Source organism: Klebsiella sp. Shm-1, assembly GCF_040804525.1.
GTDB classification, from domain to species: Bacteria; Pseudomonadota; Gammaproteobacteria; order Enterobacterales; family Enterobacteriaceae; genus Klebsiella; species Klebsiella pneumoniae.
On record NZ_CP161824.1, the window covers coordinates 66,492 to 82,413 of the forward strand.

At 49.2% G+C, this 15,922-nt stretch carries 15 protein-coding genes and 2 pseudogenes; 9 read left to right on the forward strand and 8 right to left on the reverse strand.

Annotated features, from left to right (window positions below):
* Window positions 1-43: 43 nt before the first annotated feature.
* Window positions 44-652: a short chain dehydrogenase gene (locus tag AB1E37_RS25770; RefSeq protein ID WP_023345578.1), complete on the forward strand. Its 609-nt coding sequence runs from the start codon at window positions 44-46 to the stop codon at window positions 650-652.
* Between the two features lie 118 nt (window positions 653-770).
* Here the strand turns inward: AB1E37_RS25770 and AB1E37_RS25775 are convergent, their stop codons facing one another.
* Complete coding sequence (locus AB1E37_RS25775) at window positions 771-1,952, reverse strand: MFS transporter (protein ID WP_023345579.1); 1,182 nt, start codon at window positions 1,950-1,952, stop codon at window positions 771-773.
* A gap of 99 nt (window positions 1,953-2,051) precedes the next feature.
* On the opposite strand from AB1E37_RS25775, the gene AB1E37_RS25780 reads away from it, so the two are divergent.
* Window positions 2,052-2,948, forward strand: a complete 897-nt coding sequence (locus tag AB1E37_RS25780) for a LysR family transcriptional regulator (RefSeq protein ID WP_023345580.1) — start codon at window positions 2,052-2,054, stop codon at window positions 2,946-2,948.
* A gap of 60 nt (window positions 2,949-3,008) precedes the next feature.
* On the opposite strand, the gene AB1E37_RS25785 is transcribed toward AB1E37_RS25780, so the two are convergent.
* Together AB1E37_RS25785 and AB1E37_RS25790 are read right to left on the reverse strand one after the other, a co-directional pair.
* Complete coding sequence (locus tag AB1E37_RS25785; protein ID WP_032638138.1) at window positions 3,009-4,418, reverse strand: glycoside hydrolase family 1 protein; 1,410 nt, start codon at window positions 4,416-4,418, stop codon at window positions 3,009-3,011.
* 383 nt (window positions 4,419-4,801) lie between these two features.
* The gene (locus tag AB1E37_RS25790) at window positions 4,802-5,572 is read right to left on the reverse strand and encodes a helix-turn-helix transcriptional regulator (RefSeq protein ID WP_023345582.1); all 771 of its coding nucleotides are present in this window, start codon (window positions 5,570-5,572) and stop codon (window positions 4,802-4,804) included.
* An 84-nt stretch (window positions 5,573-5,656) separates the two neighbouring features.
* On the opposite strand from AB1E37_RS25790, the gene AB1E37_RS25795 reads away from it, so the two are divergent.
* From AB1E37_RS25795 to AB1E37_RS25810, 4 genes and pseudogenes are all read left to right on the forward strand, one after another.
* Complete coding sequence (locus tag AB1E37_RS25795) at window positions 5,657-6,862, forward strand: MFS transporter (RefSeq protein ID WP_077258347.1); 1,206 nt, start codon at window positions 5,657-5,659, stop codon at window positions 6,860-6,862.
* Window positions 6,863-6,900: 38 nt separating this feature from the next.
* Window positions 6,901-7,536, forward strand: coding sequence for a DUF1349 domain-containing protein (locus tag AB1E37_RS25800; protein ID WP_023345584.1), 636 nt, complete (start codon window positions 6,901-6,903; stop codon window positions 7,534-7,536).
* 388 nt (window positions 7,537-7,924) lie between these two features.
* Window positions 7,925-9,799: a beta-glucoside-specific PTS transporter subunit IIABC gene (locus tag AB1E37_RS25805; protein WP_048291888.1), complete on the forward strand. Its 1,875-nt coding sequence runs from the start codon at window positions 7,925-7,927 to the stop codon at window positions 9,797-9,799.
* Between the two features lie 9 nt (window positions 9,800-9,808).
* Window positions 9,809-11,214 (forward strand): annotated as a pseudogene (locus tag AB1E37_RS25810) (glycoside hydrolase family 1 protein).
* A gap of 91 nt (window positions 11,215-11,305) precedes the next feature.
* Here the strand turns inward: AB1E37_RS25810 and AB1E37_RS25815 are convergent.
* The gene (locus tag AB1E37_RS25815; protein WP_023345587.1) at window positions 11,306-11,722 is read right to left on the reverse strand and encodes a type II toxin-antitoxin system VapC family toxin; all 417 of its coding nucleotides are present in this window, start codon (window positions 11,720-11,722) and stop codon (window positions 11,306-11,308) included.
* Window positions 11,719-11,949, reverse strand: coding sequence for a type II toxin-antitoxin system VapB family antitoxin (gene vapB / locus AB1E37_RS25820; protein ID WP_023345588.1), 231 nt, complete (start codon window positions 11,947-11,949; stop codon window positions 11,719-11,721). The genes AB1E37_RS25815 and vapB overlap by 4 nt, the downstream gene beginning before the upstream one ends.
* Window positions 11,950-12,005: 56 nt before the next feature.
* Between vapB and AB1E37_RS25825 the strand changes: the two are divergent.
* Window positions 12,006-12,191 (forward strand): annotated as a pseudogene (locus AB1E37_RS25825) (hypothetical protein); the annotation flags it as partial.
* Between the two features lie 175 nt (window positions 12,192-12,366).
* Here the strand turns inward: AB1E37_RS25825 and AB1E37_RS25830 are convergent.
* The 3 genes from AB1E37_RS25830 to AB1E37_RS25840 all read right to left on the reverse strand — a co-directional run bounded on the left by AB1E37_RS25830 (window position 12,367) and on the right by AB1E37_RS25840 (window position 14,320).
* Window positions 12,367-13,209, reverse strand: a complete 843-nt coding sequence (locus AB1E37_RS25830; RefSeq protein ID WP_048291887.1) for a nitroreductase family protein — start codon at window positions 13,207-13,209, stop codon at window positions 12,367-12,369.
* Window positions 13,210-13,276: 67 nt separating this feature from the next.
* Complete coding sequence (locus AB1E37_RS25835; protein ID WP_023345591.1) at window positions 13,277-13,861, reverse strand: TetR/AcrR family transcriptional regulator; 585 nt, start codon at window positions 13,859-13,861, stop codon at window positions 13,277-13,279.
* Between the two features lie 111 nt (window positions 13,862-13,972).
* Window positions 13,973-14,320, reverse strand: coding sequence for a helix-turn-helix domain-containing protein (locus AB1E37_RS25840; RefSeq protein WP_032638146.1), 348 nt, complete (start codon window positions 14,318-14,320; stop codon window positions 13,973-13,975).
* A 150-nt stretch (window positions 14,321-14,470) separates the two neighbouring features.
* Between AB1E37_RS25840 and AB1E37_RS25845 the strand changes: the two genes are divergently transcribed.
* Entirely contained in the window at window positions 14,471-15,316 is an 846-nt protein-coding gene (locus AB1E37_RS25845) for an SDR family oxidoreductase (protein ID WP_023345593.1), read from the forward strand.
* Window positions 15,317-15,428: 112 nt separating this feature from the next.
* Entirely contained in the window at window positions 15,429-15,857 is a 429-nt protein-coding gene (locus tag AB1E37_RS25850) for a nuclear transport factor 2 family protein (protein WP_088476845.1), read from the forward strand.
* The last annotated feature ends 65 nt before the right edge of the window (window positions 15,858-15,922 follow it).

Genomic DNA, 15,922 nt, shown 5'->3' on the forward strand with positions numbered 1-15,922 from the left:
ATATGATTTCTCCTGTCTTTCATAAACATATCCGAGGTAAATAATGAAAACTGTAATTCTGATTGGTGCTCAGGGGAAAATGGGCAAAGCGGCGCTGACCGGTTTGGGCGATCACAAAGTGATTACCGCCAGTCGCTCAGGAAAAGGTACGGACTATCAGGTAGATATTACAAGTCATGAATCCCTGAGAGCACTTTTCAAAAACGTCGGCGCCTTTGACGCTGTTGTTAACGCCGTTGGCCACTGCGAGTATGCTAATTTTGTCGATATGACAGCTGAGCAGTGGGAGCTCACTGTCCAGAGCAAAATGCTGGGTCAGATCAATGTCGTTAAAATAGGCCTTGAGTACATCAACGACCGCGGCTCATTCACTTTAATTTCCGGCATTCATAATGTGAAACCTATCCCCGGCTCTATAGCTGACGCGACAACCAGCGGTGCTATCGACACATTTGTACAGTGTGTGGCTAACGAACTGCCCCGCGGGATCCGTATCAATGTAGTGAACCCAACCGTACTGGAAGAAGCCTGGGATGTTTACGGCCCTATGCTGCCAGGGTTCCAGCCAGTTCCGGGCAAACTGGTCGGAAAAGCGTTCCAGCGTTCTGTTGACGGATTTATCAACGGTAAAGTTCTCTTTGTCGATGCCTAACTGCCAGTCAGTCTGTTATTCAGCGTAACTGTTATAGCCTGAGGAGGAGCATAACTCCGGACTCAGGCTATATGCGTTGGGAACTAAATGAATTTGTGGGTAATGCTCACGACGGTTTTCAGTACGCAGCTTCAGTGCTTATTTCCCTTTTTTCTAGTGCTCCCGCGAAAATACTGAGCAGGAAAGCGAAGAAAACGACCACACCGGCAAGCCATGTGGTATGCAGGAGACCGAAATGGATTACGACCAGGCCACCTATCCAGGTTCCGCCAGCGATACCGATATTGAAGGCCGATATATTCAGCCCTGATGCCACATCCACAGCTTCAGGAACGAATTTTTCAGCCTGCCTGACAGCCAGATATTGCAGTACAGGGACGTTTGCAAATGCGGCAGCACCCCAGACAAATGTAGTGACCAGCATCAGCCATGAATTAGATGCTGTCAGATATAAAGCGAACAACACCAGGGACAGTAATAAAAATATAATTTTAAGAGCATTAATAGGGCCATGTTTGTCAGAGATCCGTCCGCCATACAGATTGCCCAGTGCAGCTGCAAAACCGTATACCAGCATGACACCGCTTACCGCAGCGGGTGAAAATCCGGATATTTCCTCAAGAGTAGAGGCAAGGTAGGTAAACGTTATAAACGATCCCCCGTACCCTATCGCGGTCAGGGAATATGCCAGTATCAGCTGAGGGGTTGTCAGGACCTTAATCAGAAATCTCACGGGCGCGGGTTCAGATTTTTTTATGCCGCGGGGTATCAGTAAAAAGCTGCCTGCAAAGGCGATCATTCCGAGGACAGACACTGAAAAAAATGTGGCTCTCCAGCCAAGGTGCTGAGCGATGAAAGTCCCCAGGGGAACACCGGTGACCAGAGCGACGGTCAGCCCGGTGAACATGATAGCTATTGCACTCGTGGCTTTCTCTCTTGGAACAAGGCTGGCAGCGATTGTTGAACCAATGGAATAGAACACGCCGTGTGCCATGCCGGTAATGATCCTCGCCACAATCAACGAGACGAACCCGGGTGCCTGCCAGGCATACAGATTGCTTAGAGTAAAAACGGCCATCAGGCACAGAAGAAGCGTTTTGCGGGGCATCTTTCCTGTTGCTGCTGTTAAAAGAGGTGCCCCCACTGCCACGCCCAGCGCATAGAGACTGACAAGCAGACCCGCTGACGGTACTGAAACTGATAAATCAGCTGAAATGATGGGAATGATTCCAACAAGGACAAATTCAGCTGTCCCGATAGCATAAGCGCTGATTGTCAAAGCGAAGAGTGCTATTGGCATAAAAATCCTTAATCGATAAATGTAAGGATTAATACTGAAATATCTCTGTGAATAAGAACAGATTTATGCCGTTAAAACACTTTTGACTTCAAGGCAAAGATGAAAACAACTTTAGCAGAAATGCAGATATTTATTGCTGTTATAGAAACAGGGACATTATCACGAGCTGCGTATGAGCTGGATCTTACCGTATCAGCTGTTAGCAGAGCGCTTCGACGACTGGAGGAGAAATTAGATACCGTACTGGTCAGACGCTCAACGCGGAGACTGGAATCCACTGAAGAAGGAAGGACATTCCTGGAATATGCCAAACAAATCATTGCTTCAGTAGAGGATGCAGAAGAACATGTCACCATGAAACGTCGTCATCCATCCGGGAAGATTCGGATCATTGCGTCCACGTCTCTTGTACTGCACGTCATTACACCGGTTCTGCATCGATATCAGAAATGCTATCCTGAGATAGAAATTGAAATAATTTCAAATGACAATGTTTATGATTTGCTTGAACACAGAAGTGATGTTGCTGTTTGCATCGGAAAACTCAAAGATTCCGGCTTACATGCGAAGATACTTGGGCTGTGCCAGATGATGTTTGTTGCCTCTCCGCGATACATTGCAGAGCATGGTATGCCTCATCGAGTTGATGCATTAAAAAGCCACAGGCTGATAGGTTACAAACAAAACTCCTTAATGAATGACTGGCCTCTGGATACGGGCGAAGAACACTATTATAAAATTCAGCCATCCATTGTCGCTTCAAACAGTGAGATTATAAGACAGCTGGCCATTCACTCGTCGGGTATTGCTTGCCTGCCAGAACCGTATGTAAAAAATGATATTACAAAGGGTGATCTTGTCAATCTTGATATAAAAGAGAAACTGCGTGTCCGCGAACCACTCAATGCGGTTTATTATAAAAACATTGTTCTTCCATCAAGAACCTCATCATTTGTAGAGTTCCTCGCGGAAAGTTTAGTGTTGCCCTCGGAATAAAAAATTATCCCATATCATTATAAATAAAAGAAAGTGTTACCGGTAAATGTTGGACTGTAATCAACGACACCGGAAAGGGATCAGGGTTTCCCCGTTCGTAGTAATGACATCCCGAAACCAGTAAAAACTATCCTTTGGATATCTTGCATAATCGCCATCACCGCTGTCATCATGGTCAACGTAGATAAAGCCGTAACGCTTATCTAACTCTGCGGTGGCGTTACTGACCAGATCGATGGGGGCCCATGCTGTATAGCCCATAACTTCGACGCCATCCTCGATTGCTTCATAAACCTGATACAGGTGATTATTGATGTAATTAATACGGTAATCATCATTGACGGTCATATCCTCGTTAAGCTTGTCTCTGGCACCCAGTCCGTTTCCGGCAATGAACAGCGGCTTCTGATAACGATCCCACAGCATGTTTAACAGAATGCGCATTCCCGTCGGGTCAATTGTCCAGCCCCACTCCGACACCGGCAGCAGCGGGTTTTGTATCATGCTCAGCACGTTACCCCGTGACTTCTCGATGGTGTCCTCGTCGGTTGTCGCACAGCCGCTGTTGTAATAGCTGAACGAGATGAAGTCCACGGTGTTGTTCTTCAGCTGCTCGCGGTCCTCCTCTGTAATATCCAGCACAATATTATTGTCACGGAAGAAGCGCAGCATGTACCCCGGGTAGGCTCCGCGGCACTGCACGTCGCCAAAGAACAGCCAGCCGCGGTTCTCATTCATCGTTTTCAGCACGTCATCCGGTTTGCAGGTCAGCGGGTAAAGCAGGCCCCCCAGGAGCATATTGCCGATTTTTGCATCCGGGATGATGTCATGGCACCGCCCCACGACGATGGCACTGGCGACCAGCTGATGGTGGATAGCCTGATAGATATCAGCCTGACTGCTGCCTTCAGGCAGGCCCACTCCGGTCAGCGGCGCGTGCAGGGACATGTTGATTTCGTTGAAGGTCAGCCACAGCTTGACCTTCTCTCTGTAGCGCCCGAAAACCGTGACGGCGTAGTCAGTGAAAAAACCAATCAGTCTGCGGTCAGCCCAGCCGTTATAGCGGGTCACCAGATTCCAGGGCATCTCATAGTGGGAGAGCGTCACCATCGGCGTAATTCCGTGCTGCAGAAGCTCGTCAAACAGCCTGTCGTAGTAGGCCAGACCGGCTTCATTCGGGGTCTGCTCATCACCCTGTGGATAGATGCGTGCCCAGGCGATGGAAACGCGCAGGCAGGTAAACCCCATCTCGCTGAAGAGTTTAATGTCCTCCGGGTAGCGGTGGTAAAAGTCGATGGCCACGTCCTTGATGCTGCTGACGCTCCCGTCACGTTCCACCACCTCGCCGAAGATACCTGCGGGCTGAACGTCCGAGGTGGACACCCCTTTGCCGTCCTTGTCCCATGCACCCTCGACCTGGTTTGCGGCAATTGCCCCGCCCCAGTAAAAATTATCCGGGAACACTGTTATTGTGAAGTGTTTATTCGCTGTATCTGACATTTTAGCTAACCTGTATACTAGGGCTGGAATAAACATATAATGCTTAAGGACGGTCCAATAGAGAGAAAATCGTTATGTATTATGAGAAGGGTTCATTTTGTCTGAATGGATTCATATAACAACTTAATATCCTGCACCTTCCTGTAAACCCTGCCATGATAAAAGGTTAATCGTATTTAATTTAAAATGCCTGAACGCAGAGTCATTTTTTCCAGTTCTGTCAGATCCTGATTATAATTTGTCGTTTATTCGATGTATCTGCATGAAAGGGAAATAGCGAATAAAAGAGTATCTATGGTCCCGCCCTGACGGAGCTGAAATGGAGCCAGACCGTTCTGTTCATATGAATCTGGTTATGAGAAATATTTAGATGGCGTGGTACCAAACATTGCCTTGAAAGCAGCAATAAAGCTTGAAGCAGACTCATAGCCTGACTCCAGCGCGACATTCATGACACTCTGGCCATAAGCCAGACGTTCCAGTGCAAACAGCATTCGATGTCTCTGTCTCCAGGCTCCGAAGGGAAGATTTGTCTCCTGAGCAAAAAGTCGTTCTATCGTTCTTCCGCTAGCTCCTGCTTCTCTGGCCAGGTCGTGCAGCGACCGTCGTGATCCCGGGTCGTGCTCCAGTAATTTTATTAAGTGGATGGCTCTGGGATCTTTCGGCTTGATCAGTTCCAGTGATGCGAGCTGTAAACCTGAAAGACTGCCTACCAACACCTCTGCCAGTCGGTGACTGTGACTATTTTCATCATAGGTCCACCCCATTTTTGCACACGCCATGATGAGCTCCCTGACCAGGTTGCTCACTTCAACCACGCAGCAGTGTTCAGGCTTATCCATGGAAAAAAAAGCGGGAGAAATATACAGAACAAAGAGCGAGGCTGGCTTCTTGGTTTCAACATAATGTTCAGTACCGGCATCAATCCAGAGTGCCCTGCTGGGTGGAAGAACCCACTCGCCGACATGTGTTTTGATGTGAATGACGCCCCGGGAGGAAAAAATTAACTGGTGGCGCGCATGAGTATGCTTTTCAAGAACATCAGCCCCCCATTGTTCTGGCTGACCTACCAGAGGCGAGATAGCGAAATCTGGATTCATAGTGTTTTGGCGTATATTAGACATAATTTGTCATCCTATCTGAATCATGACACGCATGCTACTGGTATTTTTTAGGTTGTTTTTACACCGTCGCACAGGGCGTATCAGATGAAAAGTAGTGAAGAAATGATATCAGGGAAAGGAAATGAGCTGGCTTATTCAGCAGACAATATTAAGTTCACAGAACTCACGGACGCAAAACTTGCCACCAGACTGGCATTCTTTATCGCTGGTTTTGGGCTCGCCTGTTGGGCTCCCCTGGTACCCTTCGCCCAAAGCCGTATGCAGGCGGAGCCCGCTCTTTTGGGTGCCGTATTGTTATGTCTGGGTCTGGGGGCATTAATAGGGATGCCTGCTGCCGGTGGCATTTCTGCTAAAGCCGGCAGCCGGATGGTCATCATCATGGGTGCTGTGGGTATTGTGGTTGCTTTACCCCTTCTTGCCCTGCTTTCCACCCCCCTGGGAATTGGTGCTGCACTTTTCTTATTTGGCCTTTCGATTGGTGCGACTGATGTAGCAGCCAACATTCACGGTTCTGAAGTTCAGGATCGGGCGGGTATGCCTTTAATGTCAGGATTTCATGGTTTTTACAGCGTTGGAGGGCTTGCCGGCGCTGTGGTTATGACTTTGCTGATTGCCACGGGATTACACGTTTTTGTGGCATCGATGATCGCAATATTTACGATACTGATATGCCTCTCAGTTATCAGAAACAAGTTCCTCAGAACAGTTACGGTTAACGACGCGCCATTATTTGTACTTCCTAAAGGTAAAGTGATTGTGGTAGGCCTTCTGGCAATGGTGATGTTCCTGGCAGAAGGTGCGATGCTTGACTGGGGTGCATTGCTCCTGATTCAGGAAAAAAGTTTACCGGCAAACATAGCAGGATCGGGGTATGTTGTCTTTGCGGTGGCGATGACATTAAGCCGCTTCGTCGGTGACAGGCTCGTCTCACTTGCAGGAGAGCGCTGGATACTGACTCTTGGTGTAATATTTACGGCAATTGGACTTTTGGTTATTTCACTGTCCTCATCCGTTGCCATTGTCTTTAGTGCGATTGCGATAGCGGGCTTTGCTGCCGGTAACGTGGTGCCTATTTTGTTCACGCGTGCAGGCAAACAGGATTCAATGGCCCCTTCTTTGGCTATCTCCGCTGCAAGCATGCTGGGATATCTGGGGGTGCTTATGGGGCCCGCAGCGGTCGGATTTATTGCACATTATACAGGACTGGCCAATGCGTTTTGTTTCCTGTCCGCCCTGGTCATGCTATTTTCCCTGACCATCATCCCTATTTTCTCTGAAAAAAAAATGTAGATCATTAAAAATTAATAGAATATATGAAAGGAATAGCTATGAACCATCTTTCACATGACAACATTAGCCTCTTACAGCCGTCAGAAGGCTCCGTTTGGAACATTGATACGCTATCCCGGAAGATAGCCGTTAGGGCATTGCCGTACAGTGATATTTTCATCGATCCGGGAAGGGGCACAAGCCAGGTAACGTCTGCAAGCCGGTGTAATGCAGCAACACTTTTACGTCCGGCTCCTGGCGGAGACTTTCAATTTCGTTCAACGGTAAAAGTCGAATTCGGTAACACCTTCGATGCCGGCGTGTTGCTTCTTTACGTTAACGAACGATCATGGGCGAAGTTGTGCTTTGAATATTCACCCGAACGTGAACCCATGGTTGTCTCTGTGGTGAACAACGGATATACCTCTGATGATGCCAATGCTTTTACCGTCAGTGGACAGGAAGTGCATTTACGGATCTCCCGCAAAGATAATGTATTTGCCTTCCATGCTTCGCTGGATGGTCAAAAATGGATATTTGTGCGCGCTTTTCCCCTTGATGTGCTGAACGACGCGGAACAGATTTTACACATAGGGTTCGAGGCACAAGCGCCTAACGCCTCCGGATGCGAAGTAGAATTCTCTGATTTCGCCCTCGTTTCAGGAAATGTTCCTGATTTCCGTAGCGGAAAATAGAGAACCGGATTTCAGAGTGAATGCAGGGCATACCGGTAAAAACATATCATGTGGTCCCGCCACCTCACTTTTACCCTGCATGCTAATAGATCTGTATAAATAAAGCCTCATATGATATGAGGCTTTATTTTTTGCTATCTGTATATTTTACGACGATTGATATCGGTAATCCGCCATACTGCATTTCTGCTATTCATATGAACTCAGGCACGGTGTATAACATTTTTGAGGATACAATTAGATATCTGGAAACCCCAGTTATTTATACATTTCTCAGACGAATTTTTAGAAACTGGATTGTTACTGCGTTTGCAGGCAAAACCTTCTTCAGACCAGTATTATCTGGGCGGAGTGGGTTTTTTTTGCTTTTTGAAAGGTAAATGTCCCTATGAAATATCAGTCACTTGCTGAATTTATAATTAACCGGGTCGGCGGCCCGGAAAATATTAAAAGTTTAACCCATTGCGCAACAAGGCTTCGCTTTCAGTTAAGAAAATATGATGTTGTTCTGAAGGATGATTTGAGCAACCATCCAGAGATTATTATGGTGGTAGAAAGCGGGGGCCAACTCCAGGTGGTTGTGGGTAATAATGTTTCTGAAGTTTATAAGGCTATCGAAGCTACAGGCATTACGGATGAGACTGATCTAGCTGCAGGGAGCAGCGACGAGGCAGTCATAAAAGAAAATATCTTTAACAGGCTGATTAATGTGGTTTCGGGGATTTTTACCCCTTTTCTGGGGATCCTGGCCGCTTCCGGGATTATGAAGGGGCTGCTAGCCCTTGCTATCGTTTGCGGAATTACGACTGAGTCGAGCGGAACCTACAAAATACTGGCGGCAGCTGGTGATGCCCTGTTTTATTTCTTCCCTCTCGTGCTGGGTTACACTGCAGGCAAGCGTTTTGGCGGGTCGCCATTCCTGTCGATGGCGATTGGCGGCGCACTGATGCATCCGGCAATGATAGCGGCGTTCGACGCTCAGTTACAGCACGGCGCGTCAGTTGATGCCTTCCTCGGAATTCCCGTCACTTATATTAATTATGCCGGCTCGGTTATTCCGGTCATATTTGCTGCCTGGCTCAGTAGTGTGGTGGAGAAATTCTGTAATAAAATTCTCCCTTCAGCGGTCAAAAACCTCTTCACCCCTCTGATAGCGCTTCTCATCGTCGTTCCTGCTGCGTTCCTGCTTATTGGACCGCTCGCTACCGGCCTCAGCCACCTTATGGCAAATGCGTTTCTGGCCGCTTATGAGTTTGCGCCTGCTTTAGCGGGTACGATCATGGGGGGACTGTGGCAGGTCTGCGTCATGTTTGGTCTGCACTGGGGTCTTGTCCCCATCATGATCAACAACATCAGCGTGTTAGGCCATGATATTATGCAGCCATTACTGGTACCGGCCGTGGTAGGCCAGTTGGGCGCAGCGCTGGGTGTGTTCCTGAGAACCCAGGATCCAAAATTGAAAACTCTTTCGGGTTCGGCAGTCAGCGCGGCCATTTTTGGTATTACGGAACCTGCAGTATATGGTGTTAACCTCCCAAACCGACGGCCATTCATCTTCGGCTGCACGGCCGGAGCCATAGGCGGGACAATAGTCGGAGCATTCCACGGTAGTATCTATTCTTTCGGTCTGACCAGCTTCTTCACTCTCGCTCAGATGATCCCACCTACCGGTATGGATATGACCGTGTGGGGGGCCATAATCGGCACGGCCTTATCGCTCGTGCTTTCTACCTTACTGACCTATTTCTTCGGTTTACCGGCATCAAAAGAATCGCCAAGTGCTAACCCAGGTATCGCACCAGAAACAGCAGAGATCGTTATTCTCTCTCCGCTACAGGGGAAGGTTATTGATATTGCCGAAATCCGCGATCCGACCTTTGCCAGTGGCCTGCTGGGTAACGGAGTGGGGATTATTCCAACCTCCGGTAAAGTTATTGCGCCCTTTGACGGAGTTGTGTCGTCAATATTTAATTCCCGACATGCTATCAACCTGGTCAGTAATGATGGTGTGGAACTGCTGATCCACGTCGGGATCAATACCGTAAATCTCAAAGGTGAAGGTTTTACGGCACATGTAAAAACGGGTGATTCGGTAAAAGCCGGTGATCTGTTGATTGAATTTGATCTCGATTTTATTCAAAGCGCAGGATGTCTGCTGGACACGCCGGTATTAATCAATAACAGCGATGAATTCAGGGCAGTACATCTGGCAGATAAACAGACTGTTTCATATGACACGGTATTGATGACAACGATTAAGTGAGGAAGATTCATGAAAAAATTCCCGGATAATTTTTACTGGGGCGGGGCAATTGCCGCAAACCAGGTCGAGGGTGCATGGGACAAGGACGGCAAAGGGGTGTCCACCTCGGACGTTCAGCCCGCAGGTATCTTCGGCGAGGTGGTGGAACGTGACGGGAGCGTCAGCAGCATCAAGGACGTGGCCATCGACTTTTACCACCGCTACCCGGAGGACATTAAACTCTTCAGCGAGATGGGGTTTACCTGCCTGCGCGTTTCCATCGCCTGGGCACGCATCTATCCACAGGGTGATGAGCAGACCCCGAATGAAGCCGGTCTGGCCTACTACGACAGGCTGTTTGACGAGCTTCTGCAGCACGGAATTACGCCGATGGTGACGCTCTCCCACTATGAGATGCCCTGGAATCTGGTGACCCGCTATAACGGCTGGGCTGACCGCAGACTGATTGGTTTTTTCACTGACTACGCCGTCACGGTTTTCGGGCGCTACAGAGAGAAGGTCAAGCTGTGGCTGACCTTCAAAGAAATCAACATGTCCCCCTGCACGCGCCGCTGACCGGAGTGGGCCTGCCTGAAGGCAGCAGTCAGGCTGATATCTATCAGGCTATCCACCATCAGCTGGTCGCCAGTGCCATCGTCGTGGGGCGGTGCCATGACATCATCCCGGATGCAAAAATCGGCAATATGCTCCTGGGGGGCCTGCTTTACCCGCTGACCTGCAAACCGGATGACGTGCTGAAAACGATGAATGAGAACCGCGGCTGGCTGTTCTTTGGCGACGTGCAGTGCCGCGGAGCCTACCCGGGGTACATGCTGCGCTTCTTCCGTGACAATAATATTGTGCTGGATATTACAGAGGAGGACCGCGAGCAGCTGAAGAACAACACCGTGGACTTCATCTCGTTCAGCTATTACAACAGCGGCTGTGCGACAACCGACGAGGACACCATCGAGAAGTCACGGGGTAACGTGCTGAGCATGATACAAAACCCGCTGCTGCCGGTGTCGGAGTGGGGCTGGACAATTGACCCGACGGGAATGCGCATTCTGTTAAACATGCTGTGGGATCGTTATCAGAAGCCGCTGTTCATTGTCGAAAACGGACTGGGTGCCAGAGATATTCTTCAAGACGACTTTACGGTTGACGACAACTACCGTATCGCTTATCTGAATAACCACCTGTACCAGGTCCGGGAAGCTATCGAAGATGGCGTGGATGTGATGGGATACACATCATGGGGCCCCATCGATCTGGTCAGTAACTCCACCGCGGAATTAGGTAAGCGTTACGGCTTTATCTACGTCAATCGCGATGATACGGGACGGGGCGATCTTAAGCGCTACAGAAAAGCGAGCTTCTACTGGTATGCCGATGTTATAAAAAGTAACGGTGAAACGCTGGTGCCAAATATCTGAATATCCGGATTTTGTCATACAGAAACGATGAAGTGAATACGACTTTTATCGCTGAATGACTGTCTGGCCGCCGGATGGCGGCCAGACTTCGTTAATTCACCCAGTCTTCCAGCATCAGGCCCGGCACCCGCTCAAACTCCCGCACATTGTTCGTCACCAGGACGGCGCCGGCTGCGATGGCGTGCCCGGCAATGGCCGTGTCGTTCGGGCCGATCGGCGTCCCGGCGAGGCGCAGCGCCACCCGGATGTCCGTCGTGGCGTCCACCGCGGCGCGGTCCCAGGGCAGGATGGCATCGAGGCGCGCGCAGAACGCATCGACCAGCTGAATATGGCGCGGCGAGGCCTTCGGGCCGGTGGCGCCGAAGCGCATCTCGGCGTACGTCACGGCCGAGACCACGATGCGATCACCGCGCAGCACCGCCTGCTCCAGGCGCTTCAGCACCGCTGCCGGCTGCTCGCGCATGATGAACGAGCAGATGTTCGTGTCGAGCATCCAGGTTTTCTTCATGGCGCAAAGCGTCCTTCATCGCTGACCACATCCTCACGCTCCGCCATAAAGTCCGGATCGGCCCTGTCCAGTTGCGCGAACGAGCCCCATGTCGGCCGGACGGGACGCAGGATGATGCTGTCCCCTTCCCGGACGATCTCGAGCTCGCTCACCCCCTCAAAATCCAGATCGCGGGGCAGGCGGATGGCGCGGTTGTTGCCGTTTTTAAAAATAGATACGGTTCTCATGTTCTTTCTCTCCCGGGTAAGTATGGATATGTGACGCATATCCGGATTGAGGTTCACTGCACCGGGTGTGTGCATATGTTCAGTATAGGCAGATGTTCGGCATATGTATAGATATGGCATATGCAGATGGTGAGTATATGCGTATGCTATACCTATGCAGATGTCATGCATATGGATATCCTTCACATATGCTTTCTTCTCTCTTTTCCCGGTCAGATCCGAAAAATACCAAAGCCGGATCCTTACTGAAAAGCTGATTTAGATTGAGTTGTATTGCTACTGAATGAGGCTTGCCTGGTGGGGTTCCGGTAAATGGTCAAGGTCCGCTATGAGCGAAAAGCGGACGTAATACTTATGTCTGATTTGATAGCAGTAAGTGACGCTTTTTTTGCGGCTGCACACACAGCCGCAACAGATTTATTTAAAACCGAATCCGCGATCTTCAAGCGTAGCGCGAAGGTTCTGGCGTCCGTCCATATAGTCCATGCTTGTTGCTGAGCTTTGTACGGCCTGTTTCCAGGTTTTGTCTTTCATTCCCAGTCCTTCACGAAACGCATGGAACGCTTCTTCATAGCTTTTAACATGTGCGTCAAAGTCAGATGCGTTGTAGCGGTTATGGTGAGCGACCACGCTCTGAGGCAGGCGTGGGCGAATACTTGCGTTGCTTTTCGGATCGGGCCATCCGACAACCAGTCCGCATACAACGTAGCTGTGCGGGGGCAGTTGAATAAGTTCGGCCAGTTCTTTTGCCTTGTTTCGTGTAGCCCCGATATAAACGGTTCCCAGTCCGATTGATTCGGCCGCCACAGTAGCGTTCTGCGAGGCAAGCGAGGCATCCACAGTCGCCATAACAAATGAGTCGAGATATTCATGCACACCCGGATTCAGACCATCCGCCACGGTCATATCATGATTACGCGACAGGTCAGCCACCCATAAAAGTATCGCAGGCGCTTCTTCAATGTAGCCATTAGCCAGACCGCTATCCCCAGCGGACAGCTTTCTTACCTGTGCCTTAAGCTCAGGATCGGTAACCGCTACTACGCTCCATTGCTGTAGATTTGAGGATGTTGAGGCAGACTGTGCGGCTGCCACCAGAGTTTCAAACCAGTATTCAGGCAGAGGTTGCGGCGAAAAGCTTCTGACTGAACGGTGGCAGAGTAACCCTTCTATCTGTTTGTTCCAGATAATATTTTCAGGCCTGTCTTTCTCGCCATAGCGTGCCGCTATCAGCTGTTCTTTCTGAAAATCGTCAGTCATAAATTTTCTCCTCGCAAATTGTAATGATCGTTCAAAAATAGGTTAAATAAAAAGGCCTTCTGGCCTTTTACTGAATACTGCCGATAAGCGCTTCAATCGCATGCTGTTGATATTCAGGTTCATGCACGATCCTGCCAAACACCCGGAAGCCAAAGTAGGCACACATGAATGCTTTCGCCATCGACTGAGCCTGACGGCCCCTTTCAAACTCTCCGGTCGTAATACCGGCAGAAAAAAGCGCAACAAACATCCCTTCAAGTTCTTTGATATAGCTGCGACTCAGGCCTTCAACGGTTTTATCTTTAGCCGCTCTTTCGAGAGGAGAAAATATCGCCATACAGCCATTACGCTCAATGTCGCTGAAATCAAGCTCAATGCCTTTTTCAAGCAGAATTCGGAGTCGATCTTTCACGCTTCCGGGCTGGCGGAAAACTTCCTCGTGAAACTCAATGCTGGAGCGGTGATAGCGTCGCAGGGCTTCATGATAAAGATTTTCTTTACTGCCGAAAGCAGCATACAGGCTGCCACGGCCCAGACCTGTGCTGTCAACGAGTTCCTGCGCCGAAGTCGCTTCAAAACCGTTACGCCAGAATGCATCCATGGCTGCCTGTATTACCAGCTGGTCATCAAATTCTCTTGGTCTGCCTGCCATCGCTTACTCCTGCCTCAGAACTGTTATCACCCTAACAATTATGGAACGGTCAGTCAATAATTAGTAGTATCGTTAAAAGCAGGCAGACGATAACGTCAGCACATTAATTTTTTAACGCGAATTATTCAGGATTTCTGCCTGGCTGGCCTCAATTATTGAAACAAGTTCCTGCAGTTTCACTGCCACAACGCGTCCCAGAGGCGTCAGTGAGTATTCGACATGCGGGGGTATGGTGTCATATGAGTACCGTTTAATCATCCCATCACTCTCAAGAGACTGTAGAGTCTGGGCCAGCATTCTTTCACTTACCCCTTCAATACGCCGTCTTAAGCTGCTGAAACGATGGGTCTCAGATAGCAGGGCGACCATTATCAAAACGCCCCAGCGGCTGCTCAGGTGTTGAAGTACCTGCCTTGACGGGCATCCTGCAGCCATCACATTGCAGGTGATAGCAGGCATCTCTGACGCTGAAGCATTGTCACGAACCTGATCTTTAATCAATGTCATTTAACACTAACCTTTTTGTAAGTACTTACTAAAATAATCTATATCGGTATAGTACCTTTTCAGTTTAAACGTGAGCAACTTTTACCTGATACGGAGAATAAAATGACGATTGCAATCACTGGTGCAACAGGCCATCTTGGCCAGTTAGTTATTGAAAAACTTAAACAAAAAGTTGACGCTTCTGAAATTGTCGCTCTGGTAAGAACCCCTGCGAAAGCAGCTGGCCTGGGTGTAGCTACACGTGAAGCTGATTACACTCGCCAGGATACGCTGGATGTAGCATTGAAAGGAGTTGATACCCTGCTGCTTATCTCCGGCAATGAAATCGGGCAACGTGCGGTGCAGCACGAAAATGTAATCCGTGCTGCTGTAAAAAATGGTGTAAAGCGCATCGTGTATACGAGCTTGCTGCATGCTGACAAGTCACCACTCAACCTGGCACCAGAACACGTCCAGACAGAACAGGCTCTCAAAAACTCGGGGCTGGACTATACAATCCTGCGTAACGGCTGGTATTCAGAAAACTACACGGGTTCTATTGCACCTGCGCTGGGCCTTGGCGCTTTTTATGGCAGTGCTGGCGAAGGTAAAATTTCCTCCGCGCCTCGTGAGGATTACGCAGAAGCCGCTGTAGTGGCGCTGACCGGGCAAGGCCACGAAGGCAAAACCTATGAGCTGGCCGGAGATGAATTCTATACGCTGACTGATTTAGCTGCGGAAATTACGGCTCAGAGCGGCAAAGATATTCCTTACCGTAATATCCCGGAAGCAGATTACGCGGCGGCACTAAAAAATGCAGGCCTGCCTGATGGATTTGCTGAGGCGATTGCGTCATGGGATACGGGTGCCTCTCAGAACGCGTTGTTTGATGACAGCCATGTTCTGTCAAAACTGATTGGCAGAAAAACTACGCCTATCGCAGTAAGCGTTCAGAAAGCGCTTGCCTGACAATGTTGCCCCGTCACTTCGGGGCACCTTTCATCGACAGTTAAAGTCAATTAACTAAGTCTTTTCTTCCAGAATTTTTGAATCTGGATGCCGGTAAAAAATGAGGTTAAAAATGAACCTGAAGCATGACAAAGCTGAGAATGTCATCAGTGATTATATCGAGTCAATTATCCGATGCGATTACGAATTAGCGCGCTCTATATGGAAGGCTGGCGATGACGTCAGTTTCATTCATCGCCGCGGACATGAAAAAGGCTGGGATGAGATTGAGCAAAACTTTTATCGCATGACAATGGATGAAATGTTTTCCAGCCGTTTACTGAAAACCGTAGGTGCGCCTGACATCCGTTACTATGGTGAAAATACGGCCGTAGTAGAGTTTTACTGGGACTTTGTTGCAACCTTTCGTGATAGCGGCGATGAGCTTCATACTACTGGGCGCGAAAGCCAGGTGCTGTTAAAAGGCCCTGACGGAAACTGGAAAATTGCACAGGTTCATTATTCTGGCCCGGCGGTAACAGGCGAAGGTGAAGGATTCTGATGCTGATACAGGGGGGGAAGCTTATCAGGCGTGAACATCATTCCAAGACATTCCCCCCCTGAACT

Bases quoted from the DNA above. Each gene is read 5' to 3' on its own strand.
- AB1E37_RS25770 (WP_023345578.1), top strand. From the start codon at position 44: ATGAAAACTGTAATTCTGATTGGTGCTCAGGGGAAAATGGGCAAAGCG.
- AB1E37_RS25775 (WP_023345579.1), bottom strand. From the start codon at position 1,952: ATGCCAATAGCACTCTTCGCTTTGACAATCAGCGCTTATGCTATCGGG.
- AB1E37_RS25780 (WP_023345580.1), top strand. From the start codon at position 2,052: ATGAAAACAACTTTAGCAGAAATGCAGATATTTATTGCTGTTATAGAA.
- AB1E37_RS25790 (WP_023345582.1), bottom strand. From the start codon at position 5,572: ATGTCTAATATACGCCAAAACACTATGAATCCAGATTTCGCTATCTCG.
- AB1E37_RS25795 (WP_077258347.1), top strand. From the start codon at position 5,657: ATGAAAAGTAGTGAAGAAATGATATCAGGGAAAGGAAATGAGCTGGCT.
- AB1E37_RS25800 (WP_023345584.1), top strand. From the start codon at position 6,901: ATGAACCATCTTTCACATGACAACATTAGCCTCTTACAGCCGTCAGAA.
- AB1E37_RS25805 (WP_048291888.1), top strand. From the start codon at position 7,925: ATGAAATATCAGTCACTTGCTGAATTTATAATTAACCGGGTCGGCGGC.
- AB1E37_RS25815 (WP_023345587.1), bottom strand. From the start codon at position 11,722: ATGAAGAAAACCTGGATGCTCGACACGAACATCTGCTCGTTCATCATG.
- vapB (WP_023345588.1), bottom strand. From the start codon at position 11,949: ATGAGAACCGTATCTATTTTTAAAAACGGCAACAACCGCGCCATCCGC.
- AB1E37_RS25830 (WP_048291887.1), bottom strand. From the start codon at position 13,209: ATGACTGACGATTTTCAGAAAGAACAGCTGATAGCGGCACGCTATGGC.
- AB1E37_RS25835 (WP_023345591.1), bottom strand. From the start codon at position 13,861: ATGGCAGGCAGACCAAGAGAATTTGATGACCAGCTGGTAATACAGGCA.
- AB1E37_RS25840 (WP_032638146.1), bottom strand. From the start codon at position 14,320: ATGCCTGCTATCACCTGCAATGTGATGGCTGCAGGATGCCCGTCAAGG.
- AB1E37_RS25845 (WP_023345593.1), top strand. From the start codon at position 14,471: ATGACGATTGCAATCACTGGTGCAACAGGCCATCTTGGCCAGTTAGTT.
- AB1E37_RS25850 (WP_088476845.1), top strand. From the start codon at position 15,429: ATGAACCTGAAGCATGACAAAGCTGAGAATGTCATCAGTGATTATATC.